22 protein-coding genes, 2 tRNA genes and 3 pseudogenes are annotated in these 23,979 nt (G+C 32.6%); 10 read left to right on the top strand and 17 right to left on the bottom strand.

Annotated elements, in window-relative coordinates; translation table 11 throughout:
• Position 1 precedes the first annotated feature (1 nt).
• Both ACQH1V_RS04135 and ACQH1V_RS04140 read right to left on the bottom strand, forming a co-directional pair.
• Entirely contained in the window at positions 2-754 is a 753-nt protein-coding gene (locus ACQH1V_RS04135; RefSeq protein ID WP_425360875.1) for an IS5 family transposase, read from the bottom strand.
• A 141-nt stretch (positions 755-895) separates the two neighbouring features.
• Positions 896-1,459 (bottom strand): adenylyltransferase/cytidyltransferase family protein, encoded by a 564-nt coding sequence (locus tag ACQH1V_RS04140; RefSeq protein ID WP_425359975.1) that lies wholly within the window; start codon positions 1,457-1,459, stop codon positions 896-898.
• 162 nt (positions 1,460-1,621) lie between these two features.
• On the opposite strand from ACQH1V_RS04140, the gene ACQH1V_RS04145 reads away from it, so the two are divergent.
• Positions 1,622-3,412, top strand: coding sequence for a hypothetical protein (locus ACQH1V_RS04145; protein WP_425359976.1), 1,791 nt, complete (start codon positions 1,622-1,624; stop codon positions 3,410-3,412).
• A 138-nt stretch (positions 3,413-3,550) separates the two neighbouring features.
• Here ACQH1V_RS04145 and ACQH1V_RS04150 read toward each other — a convergent pair.
• The 11 genes and pseudogenes from ACQH1V_RS04150 to ACQH1V_RS04200 all read right to left on the bottom strand — a co-directional run bounded on the left by ACQH1V_RS04150 (position 3,551) and on the right by ACQH1V_RS04200 (position 14,359).
• A pseudogene (locus ACQH1V_RS04150) lies at positions 3,551-4,778 on the bottom strand (IS256 family transposase).
• A gap of 100 nt (positions 4,779-4,878) precedes the next feature.
• A complete protein-coding gene (locus tag ACQH1V_RS04155) occupies positions 4,879-5,907 on the bottom strand; it encodes a hypothetical protein (RefSeq protein WP_425359977.1) in 1,029 nt (342 codons plus the stop codon).
• A 129-nt stretch (positions 5,908-6,036) separates the two neighbouring features.
• On the bottom strand, positions 6,037-6,789 hold the full coding sequence (locus ACQH1V_RS04160; RefSeq protein ID WP_341759649.1) for a YaaA family protein: 753 nt from the start codon (positions 6,787-6,789) through the stop codon (positions 6,037-6,039).
• Position 6,790: 1 nt separating this feature from the next.
• Complete coding sequence (mdh, locus tag ACQH1V_RS04165) at positions 6,791-7,735, bottom strand: malate dehydrogenase (protein ID WP_425359978.1); 945 nt, start codon at positions 7,733-7,735, stop codon at positions 6,791-6,793.
• A 20-nt stretch (positions 7,736-7,755) separates the two neighbouring features.
• Complete coding sequence (gene rho / locus ACQH1V_RS04170; protein ID WP_410520913.1) at positions 7,756-9,096, bottom strand: transcription termination factor Rho; 1,341 nt, start codon at positions 9,094-9,096, stop codon at positions 7,756-7,758.
• Between the two features lie 478 nt (positions 9,097-9,574).
• Positions 9,575-10,021 (bottom strand): transposase, encoded by a 447-nt coding sequence (locus ACQH1V_RS04175; RefSeq protein ID WP_425359979.1) that lies wholly within the window; start codon positions 10,019-10,021, stop codon positions 9,575-9,577.
• A 171-nt stretch (positions 10,022-10,192) separates the two neighbouring features.
• A tRNA-Ala gene (locus tag ACQH1V_RS04180) sits at positions 10,193-10,268 on the bottom strand.
• Positions 10,269-10,489: 221 nt separating this feature from the next.
• A complete protein-coding gene (gene idi, locus ACQH1V_RS04185) occupies positions 10,490-11,122 on the bottom strand; it encodes an isopentenyl-diphosphate Delta-isomerase (RefSeq protein ID WP_425359980.1) in 633 nt (210 codons plus the stop codon).
• Positions 11,122-12,522, bottom strand: a complete 1,401-nt coding sequence (gene waaA / locus ACQH1V_RS04190) for a lipid IV(A) 3-deoxy-D-manno-octulosonic acid transferase (protein WP_425359981.1) — start codon at positions 12,520-12,522, stop codon at positions 11,122-11,124. Before waaA ends, idi begins: the two co-directional genes overlap by 1 nt.
• Complete coding sequence (locus ACQH1V_RS04195) at positions 12,519-13,160, bottom strand: lysophospholipid acyltransferase family protein (protein ID WP_341749286.1); 642 nt, start codon at positions 13,158-13,160, stop codon at positions 12,519-12,521. The genes waaA and ACQH1V_RS04195 overlap by 4 nt, the downstream gene beginning before the upstream one ends.
• Positions 13,157-14,359, bottom strand: a complete 1,203-nt coding sequence (locus ACQH1V_RS04200) for a pyridoxal phosphate-dependent aminotransferase (RefSeq protein WP_341749285.1) — start codon at positions 14,357-14,359, stop codon at positions 13,157-13,159. The genes ACQH1V_RS04195 and ACQH1V_RS04200 overlap by 4 nt, the downstream gene beginning before the upstream one ends.
• Positions 14,360-14,495: 136 nt before the next feature.
• Here ACQH1V_RS04200 and ACQH1V_RS04205 point away from each other — a divergent pair, with 136 nt between their 5' ends.
• From ACQH1V_RS04205 to ACQH1V_RS04230, 6 genes and pseudogenes are all read left to right on the top strand, one after another.
• Positions 14,496-14,774, top strand: coding sequence for a ribbon-helix-helix domain-containing protein (locus ACQH1V_RS04205; RefSeq protein ID WP_425359982.1), 279 nt, complete (start codon positions 14,496-14,498; stop codon positions 14,772-14,774).
• A gap of 122 nt (positions 14,775-14,896) precedes the next feature.
• A pseudogene (locus tag ACQH1V_RS04210) lies at positions 14,897-15,856 on the top strand (palindromic element RPE2 domain-containing protein); the annotation flags it as partial.
• Positions 15,857-16,086: 230 nt separating this feature from the next.
• Positions 16,087-16,848 carry an MlaA family lipoprotein gene (locus ACQH1V_RS04215; protein WP_341759214.1) on the top strand — a complete coding sequence of 254 codons (762 nt, stop codon included), beginning with the start codon at positions 16,087-16,089 and terminating at the stop codon, positions 16,846-16,848.
• 13 nt (positions 16,849-16,861) lie between these two features.
• Complete coding sequence (locus tag ACQH1V_RS04220) at positions 16,862-17,443, top strand: MlaC/ttg2D family ABC transporter substrate-binding protein (protein ID WP_094649780.1); 582 nt, start codon at positions 16,862-16,864, stop codon at positions 17,441-17,443.
• Positions 17,444-17,605: 162 nt separating this feature from the next.
• Positions 17,606-17,869, top strand: coding sequence for a hypothetical protein (locus tag ACQH1V_RS04225; RefSeq protein ID WP_341749282.1), 264 nt, complete (start codon positions 17,606-17,608; stop codon positions 17,867-17,869).
• Positions 17,808-18,224, top strand: a pseudogene (locus ACQH1V_RS04230) (IS110 family transposase); the annotation flags it as partial. The gene ACQH1V_RS04225 and the pseudogene ACQH1V_RS04230, both read left to right, overlap by 62 nt.
• Before the next feature lie 539 nt (positions 18,225-18,763).
• On the opposite strand, the gene tsf reads toward ACQH1V_RS04230, so the two are convergent.
• Together tsf and rpsB are read right to left on the bottom strand one after the other, a co-directional pair.
• Positions 18,764-19,696: a translation elongation factor Ts gene (tsf, locus tag ACQH1V_RS04235; protein ID WP_425359983.1), complete on the bottom strand. Its 933-nt coding sequence runs from the start codon at positions 19,694-19,696 to the stop codon at positions 18,764-18,766.
• Between the two features lie 333 nt (positions 19,697-20,029).
• Positions 20,030-20,932, bottom strand: coding sequence for a 30S ribosomal protein S2 (gene rpsB, locus ACQH1V_RS04240; RefSeq protein WP_425359984.1), 903 nt, complete (start codon positions 20,930-20,932; stop codon positions 20,030-20,032).
• Positions 20,933-21,388: 456 nt separating this feature from the next.
• On the opposite strand from rpsB, the gene dusB reads away from it, so the two are divergent.
• On the top strand, positions 21,389-22,372 hold the full coding sequence (gene dusB / locus ACQH1V_RS04245) for a tRNA dihydrouridine synthase DusB (protein WP_094649326.1): 984 nt from the start codon (positions 21,389-21,391) through the stop codon (positions 22,370-22,372).
• A gap of 13 nt (positions 22,373-22,385) precedes the next feature.
• On the opposite strand, the gene ACQH1V_RS04250 is transcribed toward dusB, so the two are convergent.
• Positions 22,386-22,461 (bottom strand) — tRNA-Val (locus tag ACQH1V_RS04250).
• Between the two features lie 225 nt (positions 22,462-22,686).
• Positions 22,687-22,869, bottom strand: coding sequence for a palindromic element RPE2 domain-containing protein (locus ACQH1V_RS04255; RefSeq protein ID WP_425359985.1), 183 nt, complete (start codon positions 22,867-22,869; stop codon positions 22,687-22,689).
• Between the two features lie 106 nt (positions 22,870-22,975).
• On the opposite strand from ACQH1V_RS04255, the gene ACQH1V_RS04260 reads away from it, so the two are divergent.
• Both ACQH1V_RS04260 and ACQH1V_RS04265 read left to right on the top strand, forming a co-directional pair.
• Complete coding sequence (locus tag ACQH1V_RS04260; RefSeq protein ID WP_425359986.1) at positions 22,976-23,485, top strand: DNA adenine methylase; 510 nt, start codon at positions 22,976-22,978, stop codon at positions 23,483-23,485.
• Between the two features lie 13 nt (positions 23,486-23,498).
• Positions 23,499-23,858, top strand: a complete 360-nt coding sequence (locus ACQH1V_RS04265; protein ID WP_425360876.1) for a DNA adenine methylase — start codon at positions 23,499-23,501, stop codon at positions 23,856-23,858.
• Positions 23,859-23,979: the final 121 nt, after the last annotated feature.

A 23,979-nucleotide genomic window follows, 5' to 3' on the forward strand; every position in this document is an offset into this window, starting at 1 on the left:
TTTAACGTAACCATATTAAAGCTCCAACAAAATTTAGAAAGGCTAAAAAGGTGGCTGGGGCTTTATCAAACCTAGAAAATATACGCCTAAAATGTTTGATTTTACCAAAGAAACATTCAATTAAATGGCGTTCTTTATAAATATGTTTATCATATTCACGTTGTACTTTACGATTAGATTTTGGTGGGATAACAACCTCGCACCCCTTATTTTCTAAGCTTTCTACAAACGCACTACTATCATATCCTTTATCGCCTATCACCGTCGTATTCTGAACATCTTTAGTAAGATTTTCAGCCTGAGTGATATCATTTCTTTGCCTAGCAGTTAGTATAAACTTCAGTGGGTTACCCAATGCATCAACGAGGGCATGAATTTTAGTACTAAAACCACCTTTGCTTCTACCTAAAGCTGCTTCCTCTTGATTACCTTTAATATATCCAGATGAGCAAGCATGTGCTCTTACAATAGTTGCATCAATCATCATTGATTCCATATCTACATCTACTTTAACATGATCCATTAAAGCTTCCCATATACCTTTGTCAACCCATCTCTTAAATCTGCGATAAACACTGTACCAACAACCATAATAATCAGGCAGAAGACGCCATTGACAACCTGTTCTAGCAATAAACCATATTGCTTCAATAAACTGTCTTATTTTTTCCTCATTCTTGTTGTGTATAGCTTTTTTTTTCTTAAAAAATGATAAAATTGCTTCCCATGCTTGGTCTTCTATGTAATACTTCATATCGGTAGTTTCTTGGTTTCGATAACTAGAAACTACCATTTCTTCTTACTATTGCAACTTCTTTATTCTACTCTGATAACTTAACATAAAATTTTGTCAACAGAACCTAGGATTAGTTTACCAAACATATATTCCTCAAATTTAATCATCAAATGAGCCATAGCTTCGTTCCAATTTTGGATAGGCATAGTCCATTTTCTGGTCATATGAGTCAATCATATTGAGTATATTATCGGTACTAAACACCACCTGTATCTCTTGATTTTTTACTAAGTCAGTAACTTCAATTAGTTGGGCTCCTATAAGTTTAGCTTGAATACGCTTATTACTAAGCTGAGGATCATTCTTTGTTACAGCGATTATCGATGGGCAAATATTTTGTACTAATTGATTATAGTCATCAAAACCTTTAAGTAGAGGTAACATAATTACTTTATCAACAAAGCTTAAACTACTTAAGATATCGGCACGCTGCAATTGACTATGGATGGCTCTACGTTTTTTATAATTCGTAATAGTTTCATCTGGTTCCAAAGCTATAATTAAATGTTTTCCTTGAGCTTTGGCTTTACGTAAAAATTGTATATGACCATAATGCAATAAATCAAAACATCCCCCGACTAAAACTAGTTGCTCTTTTTCTAAATATTTACACAATGATGTATTATTATAACAGATTATTTTTGAGTAATTATCTTCTACCATATTCCAATTCTCCAAATCATAATATATATATGAGATATGAGATTAGAGTACAATAAATATCTCTATTTTTCGATTTTTTGTTTGACATTAAAAAGCTATTACACTTTACTGATAGTGTTTGGCAAAATTATAACGTACCTTTAATAATGATAGGATGTATTTATGATAGATGATGATGGTAATGATTCTGGCTACGATAGTGACGAAGGTGTTGATGTTAAAGGCAAAAAAAGTGCCGTCGCAACAAAAGTGGCTAATATTATCGAAACTTTTCGGAAGAACTTAATATCTAACGAAGGTTTTCTTATGGATGCATTTGCAACTGCAGCAAGAGCTAATGGAGGGATTATTGACATTAACCAGTCTGATTTTTCTACAGCATGTAAAAGTTTTTTAACAAAAGAGAAAGCAGAGAAAGATTATGGTGGAAAAAATGCACGAGATGTTAAGAGCTTACCAGAAACTATAAAAGCCATAAATACAAAAATTGAAAAAATGGTTAAAGAAGGTATTGATTCGGAATATTTTGCTGATTTTAAGAAGGAAATGAAAAATTACCAGGAAGAAGTAGCAGGGCGATTATCAACTAATGAGGGAATTAGGAAGCTTCTAAATAGACGTTTCATTGATCAGCTGTTTATAGATGCAAGGATTATGGACAAGGATGAAAATGGAAAACCTACTTTTCTACATGCCGACAAGGGACAAGCATTTTTTTCCAGGATTACACCTTATATCCATGATATTCCGCCTGAACTAGAGAAAGCTATGTTGTCTATGTTATCACACCAAAAATTTCCAGAACTAGTCAAGTTGATTAATGAAGAAACTCTTAAATTTTTTACAGTAGGCGGTGTTGAAGGCAACTGGGGTATACTAGATGACAAGAAAATTACAACAGAAAATATCCGGCAATTCGCTAATTCTATTAACAGCATTCTTAAAGATATGGATGGCAAGGCATTTGAATTAGAAGTAAAACAAGTAGTACAAGAAGTTGTTAATAAAATTAAAGCAGGAAATGATATTCCAGACAAGCAGAAAGAAAAAATTACTAAACAATTATTTCAGGAATTGATCAAACTTGATCCTGATGATCTACGAAGAGACAAAAGAGACATAATACCGAAGCTTGCAGAAAATATTGAAAAGCATAAAACTTTTGGTTTGAATCTTTTCAAAGATTGGAGTATTTCTACTGAATCACTACACAATGTTCTCAATCATCTAACTGAGAAATATGGTAAAAAAAGTGAGCAGTCAGTGAAGCCTGAATCGATTGTTCTTCCAGAAGAAAAACCGAACAAGAAAATCAACAAGGAAATAAGCTCGCCGATAATTTCTAAGGCAATTGATGCGATTTTAAAAGAAAAAAATGCCAAAATAAAATCTGAACAGCGGGTAGAAATTGAAAGTAAGCTATCAGAAGTTTTGTCTGCTCTTGATCCTGAATATCTAAAAAAGAATACAGATATTTTAGCAAAAAATCTTACAGACAAGCTTGTGAAGAAGGGTAATACTAGTTTGTGGAATAAGAAGTTTACTGTTGACAATAGCCAACTAGAAAAAATTTCTGCAGCAGTAAAAAGCGTTGAAGAAAAGAAAAGCGATAAATTTGTTGAAAACAAAATTAACGAAGCCATTTGGTCTCATGCAATGTCTGACAGTGTTCTAGAAGCAAAATTATCCAAATTTCTAGATGAGAATAAAAAGGATGGAATAAAAGAAGATGTTGCTCTTAAGAAGATTACAACCCAAGGGTTAGTAAAACTTAGGAAAATAAACCCAGACTCATTTGATAAAATACTATCTTCAACTACAGAACCTACTCCTATAGAGCTTAAGCCTACTATAAGTAAGCTTTCAGCATATAAAATTATAAAACCTCCAGTGACTCCTAGAGTCCCTGTTACAAGGAAGCTAGCTCATAATAAGAATGAGAGGACTCGTTAAGTTTATGTATAGCTAACGTGTTTTGAATAAAATATAGGAAAATGGTATCCCTACGAAAGTAGGTATCTAAAAATGCCCCCGACTTCCGCAATTTTTGGCTCTGTCCAAAAAACTGTGTAAAATTCCAAAATTAGGTCATTAAATTTTATTAATTCTATCCTCAAATTTAATCATCAAATGAGCCATAGCTTCGTTCCAATTTTGGATAGGCATAGTCCATTTTTTGGTCATATAGTCAATTGCCAAATATAAACTTTTAAACACAGCATTATCACTAGGAAAAACACGCTTATTATTTGTTACTTTACGCAATTGACTATAACTTAACAGATTCAACTGAATTAGTGGTATAAATTACCTTTCTAATTGCCTCTGGATACCCTAGAAAAATCATTAAATTATTCCAGTTATTATACCAAGATTTGGCAATTTGTGGATATTGTTTATTCCATTTTTCTTCAAACGATACTAACGCCAAATGGGCTTGTTCTTCCGTTACTGCCGTATATATCGGCTTTAAATCACCAGCTAATTGCTTCCTATCTTTATACGATACATATTTTAAACTATTTCTAATCTGATGTACAATACATAATTGATGTTCAGTTTTTGGATAAACTGCTTCTATCGCCTCAGACATACCAGTAAGATTATCACTACAGGCAATCAGTATATCTTTTAGTCCTCTATTCTTCATCTCAGTAAAATTACCAAGCCAAAATTTTGCTCCCTCATTTTCACTAAGCCATAACCCCAATATATCTTTTCTACCAGATAAATCAATTCCTAACGCAACATATACTGCCTTGTTGATTATCCTTTTGTCTTGCCTGACTTTTACTACTAAGCAATCAAAAAATACTATCGGATATATCTCTTCTAATGGTCTACTTTGCCAAGCTTTTACATCATCCATTACATCATCGGTAACCTGACTGATTAAACTCTCACTTACTTCAACATTGTACAATTCTTGTAATTGAATCTTAATATCAGATACACTCATACCTTTAGCATATAATGATAGTACTTTGTCATTAAAACCATCAAAACGTTTCTGTCTTTTCGGTAGTATTGCTGGCTCAAAGGTACAATGCCTATCTCTTGGTACTTCTATCTCAACAACCCCATGTTCGGAGATTAGTTTCTTGCTAGTGATACCATTACGAGCATTATCATTATCTGCACGACTGTATTTATCATAGCCTAAATGATTATTCATTTCTGACTGTAGTGCCTTCTCTATTAAGCGTTTGGTCAATTCTTTTAATAAACCTCCTTCTTTTATTATCGTGCTTACATCTGTATTATTATCTATTAATAAATCTACTGCTTGATTTATTGATTCACTAGTTTTTTTATTCATGTAATTTCCTTTTTTGTTATATTTTTATATATAACCTATTTTGAAATTTACACAGTTTTTTGGACAGAGCCTTATAGACTCACTAATTATTGTTTTTCGATTAGGAGAGTCTAGTTTTCCCTGTCATACAAAAATCTCTAACCTCTCCTATAAAAGATTCAAATCCCTTATTCTCTTTAACTAATCTATTAGCCATATCCCAATCAATTTCTAACCTTTCTTTTGCAGGGATTAGTATTCGACCTTTCTCAACTTGATCTTTTATATTTAATAAAATAAATCCTATACCATGTCTAGCAGCAAGAATTTCTAGCTCCCGTAAAGTACTTCCACCCTTGCCTTCTACTAAAGAAGAAGCTACTAAATATCCATAATGAACCCATGAGGAATTTGATAGGGCTTGAAAAAAATATTGTCGTACATTCGCCCTATTAATTACAACCTTTACCTCAAAAGACCAAAGCTTAGCTTTTTTATCGGCAAATTGTTGCACACAATCCTTGATTGCTAATGCCCAATCTTTAGTAAGATCCTCCATTCCTACTAGATCAGGATGTAACCATTTATTACCGTTAGTACCTTTATAGTTTGAAGAACATTTGTCATTAATAATTTTGCTATGAACACCCAACTCTTGTAAAAGAAAGTCTGAAAGCTTTGGGTATATCTCTTTTTCTTTTATGTTTGGTTCTTTTTCAGTATATTCTCTCTCTACCTGCTTAGTTTCTTTATAGTCAATTGATGAGAAATTGGGGACGTCATCGCTCAATGCTCGTCTATTACTTATAGGCGTCGCTCCATCGCTCCTGCTATCTACTTCTCCTGAATTGACTATAGTATAATAATATCTAAGTGGATAGTCTTCTTTTTTAATATTAGGTTCCTGATTCTGTATGCTTTTAAACCAATTTTTATGCATTTCTCCCTTAAGAATTTTTCGCATAATGCCATTTTTTTGCTTTTCAGTAATTGCCCTAACAAATGATTTATTTTTACTTCTTTCTGCTTTTTTCTTGATTTCTTCAGGATATTTTTCTATTAACCAATCAACTATTTGATCAGCAGTAAGTTCTTGACCTTCCTTGCTTTTAATAAAACCAATAATTGCTTTGTTACGATTAAATTCCATAAATAATTCCACTAATTTTATAAGTCATTAATAAAATAATAATCAAAATAGCAAAAAGTTTAAATATAATTAGCAGATATAATTACAAGTTATTAGCTTTAAATTTAAATGTAATGACAATGTTGCAACTTATGCATTTTTAACAAATATCCAATCGTTATTGGAAGACTCGGTTTCGCTATATTGATAATTTTGTTTAGAAAAGTGTTTTAATTTTTCCGGTAGGTCTATAAGATTTTCTGCAATAAAATTAAACATGCTGCCCCTAGCCTTTTTGGAATTTATTGCTATTATTTGTAATTTATTATTTCTTCTTTCTTTAAAATATATATTAATTATTGGGTATTTAAGATCATTTTGATTGATGACGCAGGAATATTCATTGGATGCTAGGTTGATGAGATATTTATTTTGGTGAGTTGCTAATATTTGATTTATATAATTGGTAATATCGTCTTGCCAGAAATTTGATAATTTTTCAAAATTTGGCAATTTTGTTGACATTTCTAGTCGATAAGGTTTTATTTTTTCAAAAACTCTTAGTGCACCGTATAAACCTGATATAATTAACGTGTGTCCTTGCAAGAAATCCCACTGCTCCGCGGTAAAATTCTTCCTATCAATGTTATTGTAAACATCCCCATCATAGGCAAATATCGCTTGCTTCTGAGGTTGGTTATCGAAATCTTGAAATCTATGATAATTAAGCTCAGCCAGTTTATCACTAACCCCCATTAACTGCTTAATCTGATTTTGTGACAAATTTTTACATATTTGTAAAAGAGCTTGTGTTTTAGTAAAAAAATGGGGTTGCATCGATGGCAACCCCACTATTTGAGAAGTAAAATCTTGAGTTTTCGCTGGTGAGATTATACTGAGCATACTATTTTACTGACTCAAGCAACTTTCTAACTCCATCTACTGATTTGTTAAATAAATCTTGCTCTTCATCGTTTAATTTTATTTCTACTATTTTTTCCACACCATTTTTACCAATAATAACCGGTACACCGACATACATATTGTTTACTCCATATTCCCCTTGAAGATAAGCAGCACAAGTTAATATTTTGCGCTTATCTTTTAGATAACTCTCTAACATTTCGATAGCAGATGTTGCAGGGGCGTAATAGGCAGAACCCGTTTTAAGTAGCGAAACAATTTCTCCGCCACCATTTTTGGTACGATCTATTATCTCATTAACACGTTCCTTCGTTGACCATCCCATTTCGACTAAATCTAACACTGGTATCCCATTAATTGTCGAATATCTAATCAAAGGAACCATTGAATCACCATGCCCCCCAAGGACAAAACTACTAACATTTTCTACAGAAACATTAAATTCATGGGCTAAGAAAAGGTTAAATCTGGCTGAGTCAAGTACCCCGGCCATACCGACTACCCTATTGCTAGGTAATCCACTTTCCTTTAACATTACATAAACCATAGCATCAAGTGGATTGGTTACAACAATAACAAAAGCGTTCGGTGCATATTGTTTAATATTTTCTGCAACAGTTTTGATAACAGTGCTATTAACATTAATTAAATCATCACGACTCATTCCGGGTAAACGTGGTGCTCCAGCTGTAACAATTATTGCATCTGCACCTGCTATGTCTTTATAATCATTAGTACCTGTACTAATTACATCTGAACCTGTAATAGCTCCAGCTTGTGCTATATCTAAAGTCTTACCCTGCGAAAAGCCTTGAGATATATCAAACATAACTACGTCACCAAGTTCTCTTAGACTTATCAAATGGGCAAGTGTTCCACCGATATTGCCACTACCAATTAAAGCAATTTTTGTTTTTTTACTCATACTTCCTCCTGAAAAGTATTTTATGAATTCATTGAATCAAAGAATTCTGTATTAGTTTTAGTATTTTTAAGTTTATCAATTAAAAACTCTGCTGCATCTATAGTCCCCATTGGATTAATGATTCTACGAAGAACCCACATTTTGGTTAGAATGGCTTTATCAACCAATAACTCCTCTTTACGTGTGCCAGATTTAGTAATATCAATCGCAGGATAAATACGTTTATCAGCTATTTTGCGATCGAGAACTATTTCAGAATTACCAGTACCTTTAAATTCTTCAAAGATCACCTCATCCATACGCGAACCAGTATCAATTAAAGCAGTTCCTATTATAGTTAATGAACCACCATTCTCAATATTTCTTGCTGCTCCAAAGAATCTTTTTGGTCGTTGTAATGCATTTGCATCAACCCCCCCTGTGAGAACTTTACCAGAAGATGGGACAACAGTGTTATAAGCTCTGGCAAGTCTTGTTATTGCGTCAACCAATATTACCACATCTCTTTTATGCTCTACCAATCTCTTAGCTTTCTCAATAACCATTTCTGCAAGCTGAACGTGCCTAATAGCCGGTTCGTCAAAAGTTGAACTAACGACTTCCCCACGCACTGAACGCTGCATATCGGTTACTTCTTCTGGACGTTCATCGATTAACAGAACGATTAAAAATACTTCTGGATTATTGGTGGTAATAGCATGGGCGATATTTTGTAATAGAACAGTTTTACCAGTTCTTGGTGGAGCAACAATCAAAGCCCGTTGTCCTTTACCCATAGGAGCCACCAATTCAATTATTCTGGTACTAAAATCCTTGCTATTATCTTCTAGTTCTAATGATAATTTTTTTTCAGGATAAAGTGGAGTCAAATTATCAAAATGTACTCTATGATATGCCTTAGAAGGCTCTTCAAAGTTAACTTTATTTACTTTCAGTAATGCAAAATAACGTTCTCCTGGTTTTGGAGCCCTAATTTGTCCTTCTACCGTGTCCCCTGTACGTAGTCCAAAGCGACGAATCTGACTTGGAGAAATATAAATATCATCAGGACCGGCGGAGTAATTTACCTCTGGGGATCTAAGAAATCCAAACCCATCAGGTAGAATTTCCAGTACACCTTCTCCTGAAATCAAATCACCCTGTTCAACAGATTTCTTGAGTATAGCAAAGACTAGCTCTTGCTTTAGCAAAGCACTAGAGTTCTCAATGTTAAGATTTTCTGCTTGTACTTGCAACTCTTCAGGTGATTTACGTTTTAATTGTTTGAGATTGATGGTAACAACACCATCTTTATTAGGGCTATCATACTTGATACTATTATTGTAATGGTTATCAGATGATTCCTTATTGTCGGTCACTATATTTCTTGTCATATTTTATTTTTTTAGATTTAATTAAGATGAGACTTTTTAAAAACTGTATTCTTTCCAGCTCGTTTTGGTTTTCTCAGAGCATTCTGCTTTTGATCATTACTTTTGATCATTTTGTTGTCAAAATCAATCGAGGGAATCCTTGTGTATATTTGTACTAGGAGGCTGCCTGCGATAACTAATTAATTATATTTTGAGCTATTTTTCGACGAGAATAGATATGATTTTTGCAGAAATAGTATATCTATTTCAAGAAAACCATGTTTATTCGCAGCCAAAAAGAGCCAAATATAGAATTACTTTAGTTATTGAAGGCAACCTCCTAGGAGGCTACCTATGATAACTAATTAATTATCATAGGCAGTCTCCTAGCAGAACATTAAATATTCTTTATATTTCCGGATAGATAATTAATTTTTTGGGAATTGATACTAAGTGTAACCAACTTTACCGAATTATTTCACATTTGTCAAACATATTTATATAAAACAACCCTTACAAAGTAATTAAAAGTCACAATCAATAGCTGAATATACTTTGATATAGCCAATCTTCCTAAACTAACTATAATAGACGTCTTGTACTTTTCTGCAATTTTTAAATTATTCTGGGTTAGGTATTGCCTAAAAACATTAACATGATCCATTAAAGCTTCCCATATGCCTTTGTCAACCCATCTCTTAAATCTGCGATAAACACTGTACCAACAACCATAATAATCAGGCAGAAGACGCCATTGACAACCTGTTCTAGCAATAAACCATATTGCTTCAATAAACTGTCTTATTTTCTCCTCATTCTTGTTGTGTATAGCTTTTTTTTTCTTAAAAAATGATAAAATTGCTTCCCATGCTTGGTCTTCTATGTAATACTTCATATCGGTAGTTTCTTGGTTTCGATAACTAGAAACTACCATTTCTTCTTACTATTGCAACTTCTTTATTCTACTCTGATAACTTAACATAAAACGGTTAAAAATAGACCTTTTTGTAGGTCAATTTTGGGGAGTTTTAATAAAAAAACAGCCATGAAATAGCCATAGAAATTTTTTTAGAGAATTATAAAATTGCTGAAAAGCTTTTATATCTGGTGGAGCCAGGGGGAATTGAACCCCCGACCTTTTGAATGCCATTCAAACGCTCTACCAACTGAGCTATGACCCCTAAAATATCCCATATATAGTCAATTGATGAGAAATTGGGGACGTCGTCGCTCGCCTATTACTTATAGGCGTCGCTCCATCGTTCCTAGCCCCAAATTCTCCTGAATTAACTATAGTCATTGATGAGAAGTTGGTAACGGTATGCTACCCGCTCCTCCTGAATTGACATATATATTCACATTATTTGCAGAATATACTTATTAGTCCAGTTTTATACTATAATTATAAAGCTGAATCCATAAATTTTTTGAATATTTCGCTATTTTCTAATATTTTAAGCTCTTCTTTACACCAAGGAGAAAAATCTTCTGAGTATTCCTCTGTGTATAACTTAAAATCTTGCCATTTAAGTAATTTTACTTCTGCTATTTCTTGTTCATTTATTCTGATAACATCATCTGATAAAGCTAAATATATCGGACATATCTCATTTTCTACAATATTATTTATAGCAAATTTATAACGATAATTAGCAATAAAATATACTTTCTGCAAGCTGACCAAGCCTAATTCAAATTTTGCATGCCTATAAACAGCTTGCTCGTAAGTTTCGTTAATTTGTGGATGTCCACAAAAACTATTAGACCAAAATCCACCCCAGGTTTTTTTGAGTAAGCTTCTTCTTTGTATCAAGATGTCCTTTTGACTATTGAAAAGAAACACAGAAACCCCTCTATGCAATGGTGTATTAGAATTATGAGCCGTCAATTTATCCTCTGTTCCAAGAATCTTATCTTGTTCATCAACTAATACCACATGTATACTCGAATGCTTTGAAGAATTGGTTCTGCAAAACTTCGGGGCATTCGCGTGTTCATGTACTAAATGTACACTCCGCTCATTTGAGTATGACATTAATGATTTACTCCTACTAACAAATATTTTTCTATAATAGCTAAATAATTACCTAAAATCTGTTGGTTTTTATTAACAAATTCTAAGGCATTAGTCTGATAAATTTTAGCTTCCTCGATACCAGTTTCAGATAGCAAATATTCCATTTTATTCAATAAATCACTTTTGTTTTGAATTTGCGTAGCAGCTTTATTTGCAAGCATTTCATTAGCAATATTAGCAAAATTACTCATATCTGGTCCAAATATAATATAATTAGCAAAATATGCTGGTTCAAGTACGTTATGTCCACCTTGTTTAAATGAACCGCCAACAAATGAAATATAAGATATGCTAAAAAATAATCCTAGTTCTCCAAATTTATCAACAATGTAAAGATCATCAGTCAGAATAGGTATATTTTGTTCAGACTTGATACTATAGGTTAAATTTAGTTGGGTACACGCTTTCCCTATATCATTTTTACGTTCAGGATGGCGTGGAATTAGAATAAAATAGCAATTTGGATATCGTTGTTTTATTGGTTTTATAATATTCAATAATACTGTTTCATCTTCCAGATGAGTGCTGGCAAATACAATAATTCTTTTAGCACTCATATATTGTGCTAAAATTGTTAATTCTTGTTCATTTACCGGTAATTTTTTGTTGGCAAATTTGATATTGCCTAAATTATTTATATTGCTCATACCAAGTTGCATAAATTTTTCATAATCGATGTTACTTTGAACAATAATTTCACTAAAATTAGAGGTGATTGCCCTAAAAAATGAGCTTATTTTTTTCCATGATGCAAATGATTTATCAGAGATACGAGCATTTAGTAATAATAATTTACAATGTTTCTTCCCTTCGCTAATTAGACATGGCCATAATTCTGATTCAATAAAGATTCCTAGAGTTGGTTGCCAATTTCTAAAAAATTTCTTAACAAAAATAATATTGTCTATAGGAATTAGTTGATGAACAGCATTTACAGGTAACTTTTGTTGTAATATTTTTGCAGAAGATTTGGTTCCTGAAGTAACCAAAAACTTTAAGGTGGTTTTTGGCATCGTTCTTTTTAGCCAAAGATCATTAATATTTTCGACTAAGGTAAGAGCTATCATAGATTCCCCTACACTGGCGGCATGTATCCAAACTAAAGTTTCATTTCGTTTATAGTCAATTGATGAGAAGTTGGGGACGTCGTCACTCGTCGCTTGCCTATTACTTATAGGCGTCACTCCATCGTTCCTGCTACCCAATCCTCCTGAATTGATTATAGTATGTGTATGCCCAATAGCAAAACGTTCCCCTATACGCTTTATATCTTCTTTGCCAACAATAACTCTCAATACCAATAAAAGAACATATAGTGGAAGAAATAGGAAACTTAAGATATGATATAAATAGATCATGAGTTTATTTCACTGATGTTTAATGCTTGGGCTAAATTAATATCATCTTGATTTTCATTGCCCATAAAAATTAGTGGCAAACCTATAAAAGCCGTTATTTTACCAAAAGGTAGCGGCATAATCAGTTTATCCCAACTTTTAAGTAAAAAATATCTAGAAGCCTTACAAGAAACCGGTATTAATTTTATATTATATTTTTGAGCCACTTTGTTAATATTACTATTTATTTTGTAAATAGGTCCACGCGGACCATCTGGGGTAATTACTATATTACTACCATTATGTAATTTTTTGATAATGGCTTTTAAAGCTACCACAGAATTTTTATTAGTAGAGCCATTTATTACCCCAAAGCCGAATTTATTGACAATATCACTAATTATTTTACCATCAGAATGAGGAGAAATAAGGGCATGAATGTCTTTATGACCGGTAAATATTCCTGGACCCAAAGCGAGCCTGTTATGCCAAAAAGCAAAAATTGCCCCTTTTTGTGCTAAAAATTGCTGTTCATTGTAACCATCTGGAAAAACAAACTGCCAACGACAGGTAAAATAAACCACTCTCAAATAACTATACAATAATTTAGTGACTACACTAAGTGCAAAATTATTCTTTTTAAGAAGTTTCTTGATCATTTTAATTGATGACAAGCATTTTTTATACGCAAGCATGCTTGCTCCAAATTTTTTATCGAAGTTGCGTAAGAAATTCTGAAATAATTTTCTAAACCGAATGCAATACCAGGAACAACTGCCACACTACATTCTTCAAGCAAATATTCTCCAAAATCATTACTATCTTTGATAATTTTATTAGAGGGGGTTTTAAGCCCAAATAATTCATTACATTTAGGAAATAAATAGAATGCTCCTGCCGGCTTATAACAACTAATACCCTTGATATCATTTAGGATTGATAAGGTTAAGTCACGTTTTTCTTGAAAGTTTTTTGCATTAGACTTAATAAAATCTTGAGGGCCAGTTAAAGCTTCAATGGCTGCCATTTGGCTTATAGAGCAAGGATTAGAAGTACTTTGTGACTGAATAATAGCCATTGCCTTAATTAATGATTTAGTACCAGCTCCGTATCCTATACGCCATCCTGTCATAGAATAAGCTTTTGATACACCATTAACCGTAAATATTCGATCTTTTAAATCCGGTGCCACTTGAGCAAAAGTGTAAAACTTAAAATCATCAAAAATAATATGCTCATAAATATCATCAGACATAATATTTATGTTGGGATATTTGCGTAATAATTCAGCAATATCAGCTAATTCTTGATAAGAATATGCCCCCCCTGTTGGATTACTCGGCGAATTAATAATTAACCATTTAGTTTTTTTGCTAATTACTCGCTCTAGAACATTAACAGTAAGTTTAAAATTATTTTCCATGTTACAATTAACAAATACCGGAATACCGTCAGCTAATATTACCATATCTGGGTATGAAACCCAGTATGGACTAGGAATAATTACTTCATCACCGGGGTTAAGGGATGCCATAAACAAATTATAGATTACTTGTTTTCCTCCACTGGATACGATTATCTCGTCTAAATCATAATCTAAATTATTTTCATACTTGAATTTGTTCTGTACCGCTTGTTTAAGCTCCAATACACCATCAACATTAGTATATTTTGTTAAACCATCTCGCACAGCTTTAATTGCAGCTTCCTTGATATTATTTGGCGTATCAAAGTCAGGCTCACCAGCCCCAAGGGAGATTATGTCTCTGCCTAGTTTTTTTAGTTCAAATGTTTTTTTGACTAAGGCTAAAGTAGGGGATGGCTTTATTAAATCTAATCGTTTAGCAATAAGTGACATAGTAGAACCTATATAATTTTATCAAGTATACTCAAATCATTAGAGTATATACTATATTTGTTTTCAAAAAACAATTCTTGAGCGAGTTAAATTATTATATTATTATTTTATATATAAATTGATATGAAATAATAATATGACAAGTTTATCTATTACTTTACCAGATACTATAGCAAAAGCTAGTAATGAAGATGCTAAAAAACTAAGGATATCTAGAACCGAATTTATTCGTCAAGCTATTATACATGAGTTGAGTAGTTTTCAGTTACCAGCTGAACAAGTTGCTATCGTAAAAAGTTTTACTGCTATGAAAAAATCTAAGAAATATATTGAAGAAATGGTGGAAATAACAGAAACCTTAAATTCAGAATTACCACAAGAAGAGAAAAAATGGTGGAGCAAAGAGGGATATTAGATTTATTTTATGTATAGTCAATTCAGGAGAATTTGGGGCTAGGAGCGACGAGTAACGACGTCCCCAACTTCTCATCAATTGACTATAATTATAGACAAAGTCATTAGTGCTAGTTAATATATATGCTATTATATATATTAACAAAATCAAATTTCATAGACTTTATGTTTGGCAGCAAAATTATTTATAACAGTTACGGTTTAATAAAGGATAAGATGAAATCATGCTATCATTTTTGCAAAAATTTTCCATCTTGGTATATGGAGAAAATTTTTACGTTGATCAATTATTTTACCGATGTAAAATACAAGGTAACACACTTAAAAGAAACTAATTTAAAGCTTGGTATAGAACATTTATATAAGAATAACTTAAATGACGCTATATTAAGGTTTAAATTGGTTGATAAATTTTTTTCTAATTCAGACCAAGCTTTAGTCAATTCAGGAGAATTTGGGGCTAGGAGCGATGGAGCGACGCCTATAAGTAATAGGCGAGCAACGAGGGACGACGTCACCAACTTCTCCTCAATTGACTATAATTCTTGCCAAGTTAATTACTGGCTTGGTTGGACATATTTCTTAAAAAATAATTATCAAAAGGCTTTGTATCATCTACAAAAAGCTTCTGAATCTGATCCAGTCAAGTTAGGAACTTTTTTACAAAATTATAATAATTCGTCAGATATTCCTTCGCAAATTTGGCATCAATATAGAAATCTTACGGCTGAATATTATAACAACAAATTTTGTAGTAATAAGCAACTATACCTACCTCATAATTTTGTCAGTAGGATTATGAGTGGCATAACAGATTTGCCTGATAATTACCGCATTTTAGAGCTAGGTAGTAATACAGGTTTAGTGGGGGCTGAGGTTAAAAAGCGTTTTCCTGATAGTTTTACTTTTACTGGTGTAGAAAGTTCAGAAGCCATGAATGTTTTTGCCCTAAATATGAATATCTATGATAATATACTAGAAGTTTCTATACCAGACTTTATTAAGCAACATTCTAATAAATATGATGTGATATTAAGTTTTAACGCTCTTTCTTTTACTAAGAATCTGTCAACTTACTTTAATGATATTTATTCAATAGTCGATAAATTAGGATATTTTGCATTTTGTTTGCCAATAAATAACGTTACAAATCTTTCATTAAAAAGAAAAGAATTTATTTTTGCTATAACAGATATCAAGGAAGCTTTAAGTCAAACTAAATTCACTGTATTAAGTAGTGAGGAATTAGTTATAGAAAAAAATGATAAATACTATATGGTGGTTTGTAAGAAAAATCATTGATGAAACCTATAATGAAGAGATTTATATTACTAGCATTAGTTATACTTAACTTTTTTAACCTAACCGCAATAGCGGATGTTCAAAATACTCAAGATAATGATGATTTTCAGTATGTTTATAGTGCCAAGAATGGTTGTATGCAAGTCTATGATCCTTATGAAAAACTGAATCGTAAAATCTTTGTCTTTAACTCCATTTTAGATTATCTGTTTTTGCGACCTATTACTATAGGCTATAGACAATTTACTAATGATTATACCAAAGCTAGAGTGAGTAGTTTTCTAGATAACATTACTATACCTTTGACTGCTGTCAATTATGGCTTACAGATGAATTATGATCAAACTATGAAGAGTATATGGAGATTTCTTATCAATAGTACATTTGGTATAGGCGGATTATTTGACGTAGCAAGTAAAATTGGCTTAAAAGTTACCAAACAAACTTTGGGGAATACTTTAGCTCATTATGGAGTAGGGCCTGGACCATACTTAGTCCTACCATTTATTGGTGCTACTAATGCAAGAGACTTCACAGATCCGGTATTTACAAATAGTTATTTAAATCCTATAATGTATAGGGTACATAGGAATTTTGAAATGGTAGTATCTAGTGTACAAATTATAGATACTAGGTTAGGATTATTACCATTTACTGACTATATAACACGTAGTTCTACCGATCCTTACATAGCTGTAAGATCAGCTATGCATCAAAATCGGGAATCTGTAATTGCCTATCCTAAACAATTTAAATGCCCTAAACCTAACTAAATTATAGAAAATTATGAAAAAATTTATTGTTTGCTTAATTTTAAATTTCCTGTCTTTGTCAGCCTATTCAACTGCTAATGATAATAATGCGGGGGTTGATAGCTATGTTAATCAGCTAATAAAAAATGGTCTAGAGGTATTTAATGATCAAAATTTAACTCAAGATGGCAAAATTGCTAAAAGTAAGATGCTAATTTTAGCTAACCTGGATTTAGATTGGATGGCTAAATTTACCCTTGGGGTCTACAGAAGAACTTTAACCCCTGAACAAATTAAACAATTTACAGAAGTTTATGGTAATTATGTCAGTACAGTCTATGCTGATTTGGTGAAAAATTATCATGGTCAACAGCCTAAAGTTGAACAAGTGCGTATTCTTGATAAAGGTGAGTTTATGGTAGAAATGTTGATAGGAACAGCTAAAGTAAACTACTTGGTACGTCAAAAAGATGCAAGCGATAATTCTAGTTTTAAAGTTTCAGATGTTATTACGGAAGGTGTTAGTATGATCAGTTCCCAACAGTCAGAGTTCATGAATATTCTCAGTAATAGTGGTTTTGATACATTGATCGATGAATTGGTAAAGAAGTCATAAGCTTTTTCGTCATTACCAGTGAACATGAAGATTATTATGTGGATTGCTTCGTCGCTAATAAAGTAGCTCCTCGCAATCTGATATATCCCCACGAAATTGTTGCAAAATAGCAAGAATTGATAGAATATCTTCATTATTTAATGATGATGGAGATAGTAGGTTATGGATGTAAAAACAGTATTAAATGAAGTAATAAAAGAACATTGTCCTTTTATACATAATAATCGTTTAAATGCGTTACTTGATGTTGCAGAAGACTTGACAGTAAAAGATAAAAAGATTTATTCGTATTTTACCCTTGGGAAATTTATTATTGAATTTAATTATTTGCATGCCATAAAACCATTGGTAGAATCCCTGGCATCTATTGACGATACCAGGTATAGGGTTAATTACTGCTACAGCCTTAATAGCGTCAATAGGTAATGCTAGTTGTTTTGAAAATGGCAGGCAATTATCAGCATGGCTAGGATTAGTACCAAGGCAACATTCTAGTGGTGGCAAAGATAAGTTGCTTGGCATTAGTAAAAGAGGTGATATATATTTACGCACTTTGTTGATTCAAGGAGCAAGAGCAGTACTGAATAGTAAAATAAGATTTACCACGGAAGAGCAAAAATCTAAAAAAGATTATAGCAAGTTTACCGAGTGGATGTTTAATTTATCTGAACGAAATGGGCATAATAAAACAACTGTTGCAGTAGCTAACAAACTAGCAAGGGTGGTGTTTGCGGTACTCAGTTCAGGCAATGATTATACCGAGAGTAAAGTTTGTAGCTAAAGAATTGGTACAAACTAGTTGTTGACGAGAGAATATTATAGGTAAATAGAAATTTAATAGATTCTAATCCGGAATATGCGAAAGAATGATAATATTGATGGTAAATAAGACGAACCTTAGCTTACGAGAAAACTGAAATAGTCAATGGCTCTTTAGAAGTCGATGAAATGATAAGTATAAGTTTGTAAGCCAGCGAATTCCATCAGGGCTATAGGGTAAATTTAAGGTAATTTATTAACTATAAGCCGGATACATGACTGCATTCGATTTTTTTGCTGTTATATATTATTTTTTTCTTGCATTATCGGGTAAGTCCATACATGACTATAGATGCTGGTTTCAGGCAAGATACTTTAAAAGTAGTATATGGTCAACGTCTATTAGCGAAGACTGCGTAAGCTTCAACCGTCATTACGAAAAAGACCTTAGGTCGACGAAGCAATCCATAAAAATAATCAAGAATGGATTGCTTTATCGGCTTATACTTTTTTGCAATAACAGAGTAATGTTAGTCAGGTTAGCTATACATTCTTTCTTGCTTATTTTTGTATAACAGCTGCGACTTCGTCTGCAAAGTTTTTATCTTCTTGTTTTATACCTTCACCTAGTTCATATCTTATAAACTGAGTAATTTTAATTGAAGTTCCTAATTCTTTTGCCATATTATCAATAACTTGAGAAATTGTTAATTTGTCGTCAAATAAAAAGTTTTGCTCAAGCAAAACAACTTCTGCAAGAAACTTACGTATTCTGCCTTCAACCATTTTTTCGATGATATTATCAGGTTTACCAGAAGCTTTGGATTGTTCAAAGAATATATTTTTTTCACGTTCAACTAAAGTCTGATCTAGACTAGATACATCAAGGCTATAGGGATTATTTGCTGCTATATGGGTAGCGATTTTTTTTCCCAATTCTAGAAGCTTAGCTTTTTCTTTACTAGTCGATTGTAAACCAACAACAACAGAAATTTTACCTAGCCCCTCAACAACAGTGTTATGTACATAGGATGCTACCACCCCTTCTGAGACCTTTAAGACATCCACACGACGTAGATTTAAATTTTCACCAATTGTAGCAATATTATCTAATATTTCTTCATCAATTGATCGGCCTGTTGATGTTTTTGCTAATTTTAGTGATGATAAATTTAACGGTTGCAAATTACTCTCTTGCAAAGCTAATGTCGCGATATTTTTAACCAATTGTTGAAATTTATCATTTCTTGCCACAAAATCTGTTTCTGAATTTACTTCTATAATAACTCCAACATTATCTTTAATATGCACTGCTGTTAGTCCTTCAGCAGCGACTCTATCTGATTTTTTTGCTGCAGCTGATAATCCTTTTTTTCTTAACCAATCAACAGCTGTTTCAAAATCTCCTTTTGTTTCAAGCAAAGCCTTTTTGCAGTCCATCATTCCTGCACCAGTTTTTTCTCTTAATTGTTTTACAAGTCCAGCATTTATCATTTTATTCTCCTTAATTAAAGGTTATAGTTAACCCCTCTAGTATTTATCAATAGACCTCTTGCATAACCTAATCTAATTGGTAATTTTGTTGTCAAAACTCGTCTTCGTTCCTCACATACATCTTAGTACGCTGCGGTACTCGACTTCGTTTTTCCTAAAAATTCCTCAATTATCTTTAGGTTATGCAAGAGGTCTATAGGTCTATTGTCATCCCTGTAATGGGGATAAAATAATACTCAAATCCCTGAGATATTATAGATTCCCGCCTACGCGGGAACGATACCCTTTTTATTGAAACAAATGGCTAAGTGCTAATTTGGTTAGCACTTCCAGTTACTTTACTGTCGCAGTAACTTCTGCAATTTCCAAAGCTGTTTCAAACTCTGACTCTGCTGTTTTTTGGTTAGTTGCCTCTTGGTTATTTAGGTCAGAAGTTTTAGAAAATTTCTTAGTCGGTTTTAATTTAGTAATAGCTTTGATATTGGTATTTTTTTCTTCATGAGTAGCTATGCTTCCTAAATCAACACCAGATGCCACTAAAGCTTCTTCTATACCAGCTAGTACAGCATCGGCAAACAAGCTACAATAAAGTCTAATAGATCTTATTGCATCATCATTACCAGGAATAGGGTGATCTATATTATCTGGATTAGAATTAGTGTCAACAATGGCAATTATTGGTATGCCTAATTTTACTGCTTCTTGAATTGCCAAATGCTCTTTATTAGTATCAATTACCACCAGCAAATTTGGCTTTGTCTCAATATGTCTAATACCACCTAAGGATTTTAGTAATTTATCCTTTTTACGGGTCATTTCCAATATTTCTTTTTTGGTATAAACAGAATATTCCTCTTCATTTTCCAGAACTTTTTCAAGGCTATCTAGCTTTTTTATTGAGCCAGAAATTGTTCCCCAGTTGGTTAACATACCACCAAGCCATCTGTGGTTAACGTAATATTGCCCACATTTTTCTGTATACTCAGCTATTATATCACTAGCTTGGACTTTGGTGCTGACAAATAATATTTTACCATTTTTCTTAACAGTCTCATATATTACATTGAGAGCCGTTTGCATTAGAACGGCAGTTTGTTGTAAGTCAATTACATGAATATCATCTCTGACGCCATAAATATAAGGTGCCATTTTTGGATTCCAGCGTGAGGTTTTATGACCAAAATGCACCCCAGCATCAAGTAATTCTCTGACATTAACAGCTTTTATTTTAGACATTATTTAATCTCCTTGAAATGTTAGTTATGTACCTACATTAGCAGTAGGTACTCCTCCGTAAGAGTTGATACCAAAGAAATTGGACTAACAACTGAACTCTTACGTGTGAATTTTGCTTGTTATTATTTTTAAGCAGAGTTAATTATATATTTAATCAATATATTTGCAAGGGATATATCATAAATTGTCGATAAAATTCCTGTTTACAAGATCATAAAAATTCTATACAATTAAAAGTTTAAATCAATAAGATTTTTATGATTATCCTTGGTATCTGTAAAAAGATACACTTACTGGTAACCTTATTGATGAGAAGTTGGTGACGTCGTCGCTCAATGCTCGTATTACTATAGGAATTATCCTAACCCCAACTTCTTATCAATTGACTATGTCTTATTAAAATAATTTATGATAATTATTCTATACAGCAATTAATTTATAACTTTTTAATGTGTTATGATAAAAATAGGCAATATTCAGCTACCTCATTCGGTGATATTAGCCCCAATGTCAGGGGTTACTGATTTACCATTTAGAAAATTAGTACGAAAATTTGGTGCAGGTCTGGTAATCTCTGAAATGGTTGCTAGTAGGGCAATGATTATTGAAACAAGGCAATCTTTACAAAGATGTGCGATTATTCAAGATGATGCTACTGGTTCATGCGTACAGATTGCTGGATGTGAGCCTGATATAATAGCAGAATCAGCTAAAATGAATGAGGATATGGGAGCCAAAATTATTGATTTAAACTTTGGTTGTCCAGCTAAAAAAGTAGTTGGCGGCTATTCTGGTTCTGCTTTAATGCGAGATGAGAAATTAGCGGCAAAAATCTTAGAAACTACAGTAAAAGCAGTAAAAATCCCAGTAACTTTAAAAATGCGTACTGGCTGGGATGAGCAAACTAAGAATGCCCCAAATTTGGCAAAAATAGCCTATGATGCTGGTATACAAATGATCACCATTCATGGTAGGACAAGATGCCAGTTTTATTCTGGTCAAGCAGATTGGGAATTTATACGACAGGTTAAGGATGCGGTAAAGATTCCCGTTATCGCTAATGGAGATATTACTTCCTTGTCTAAAGCTAAGGAATGCTTACAAAAATCGGGGGCTGATGGTATAATGGTTGGTCGGGGAGTATATGGTAGACCGTGGTTTATTTCTCAAATAGCCCATTATCTTGCAACAGGAGAAGAACTACCCTCCCCTTCAATGGCAGAGCAGTTAGAAGTGATATTAAGTCATTATGATGCCATGCTAGAATATTACGGGAACGATACCGGCGTTCAGCTAGCGAGAAAGCATATAGGTTGGTATAGTAGTGGTTTAGCGAATTCAGCAGAATTTAGAGGTGGGGTTAATATAATGCTTGATCCCTTTAAGGTTAAAGACAAGATAACTGAATTTTATGAAGGTATTGTGCAGAAAAGTGTGTAAATTTCAAAGATACTGGTGGGCGATGAGAGACTTGAACTCCCGACATTCTCGGTGTAAACGAGATGCTCTACCAACTGAGCTAATCGCCCGCTTCTTCAGCTTAAGGCAGATATTGCCCCATTTCCTCAGAAAAATCAAGTTATTTCTAAAATTATTTAATTTTAAAATAATAAAAATGTTAAAGACCTATTTAATAATTACCCAATAAATGGGTTGTATCAATAAGAATTGAATTGGACTTTGGACAAAAGGTATTGTGTATAGCTAACCTATTAAAATTTTAGGTCGTAAAGATATCTAATTAATCTATAGTACTAATAGTCAATTGATGAGGAGTTGGTGACGTTGTCACTCGTCGCTCGCCTATTACTTATAGGCGTCGCTCCATCGCTCCTAGCCCCAAATTCCTCTGAATTGACTATACTGCCCAATTCCCCTGCATTGATTATATAAAAATTTGGTGCAGTATATGATTGGCTTCCGATAAAAAATAGCATTAGAAAATTATTAGATAAAGGAGGTTCTGTATTTAAGGCAAGTTGCAGAACGTTAAAAATATTGTATAATGGACTGAAGATGTAAAACATAATTTGGTAAATTTTTATGCAAATTGAATCATTTAATGAAGCTTTATCAAGGATAGGAAAAGCTGTACTAAAAAATGATGACATGATAATTGAAAACGACGATAAGGCAAAACCATTTGTAAAATGGGTAGGTGGAAAAAGAAGTTTAATAAAAGAATTATCCTCAAGAACGCCACAAACTTATAAAAGCTATTATGAACCATTTGTAGGGGGAGGAGTACTTTTGTTTGCTCTTGCTCCAGCTAGTGCAACTATATCAGACATAAACCTAGATTTAGTTATTACATATGCTGTGATTAAAAATAAACCTCAAGAATTAATAAAGCTACTGGCAAAACATAAAGTAAATCATTGTGAAGAGTATTATTACAAAATCCGGAAACAATTTATTAATGATAATGATATAGAAGTTGCTGGACGTTTCATATATCTTAATAAAACCTGTTATAATGGGCTTTATAGAGTCAATAACAAAGGTGAATTTAATGTGCCTATGAGGAAGGTACAAAAATCCAGCAATAGTTGATGAGACAAATATAATAGCTTGTAGTAAATTACTACAAAATGTTGATATAAAACATCAAGATTTCAGCGAAATTTCTCCAAATAAAGGTGATTTTGTTTATATTGATCCCCCTTATCATCCTATAATTAATGCATCGTTTACTAAATATACCAAACTTGATTTTACAGAAACAGATCAGATAAAACTTTATCAAAAATGTAAAGAGTTAAACGATAAGGGGGTATATTTTATGCTTTCAAATTCTAATATTCAGTTTATAAAGCAGATGTATAAAGATTTTTATATAGAGATTATTGAAGCACCACGCGCTATTAATTGTAAAGCTAATGAAAGGAAAAATGCAGAAGAGGTTTTGATTAGAAATTATGAATAAAACACAAGGTGGATCAATTGCCAATAAAACAGGAAATGAACTTGAGGTATTTATAAATAATCGTCTTGTTAGGAAAGGTTAAGTTTTATGGAAACTTAAAAGGTGTTTTTAGTATGTCTGA

The sequence above is a fragment of the Candidatus Tisiphia endosymbiont of Ceraclea dissimilis genome (assembly GCF_964030735.1).
GTDB lineage: Bacteria > Pseudomonadota > Alphaproteobacteria > Rickettsiales > Rickettsiaceae > Tisiphia.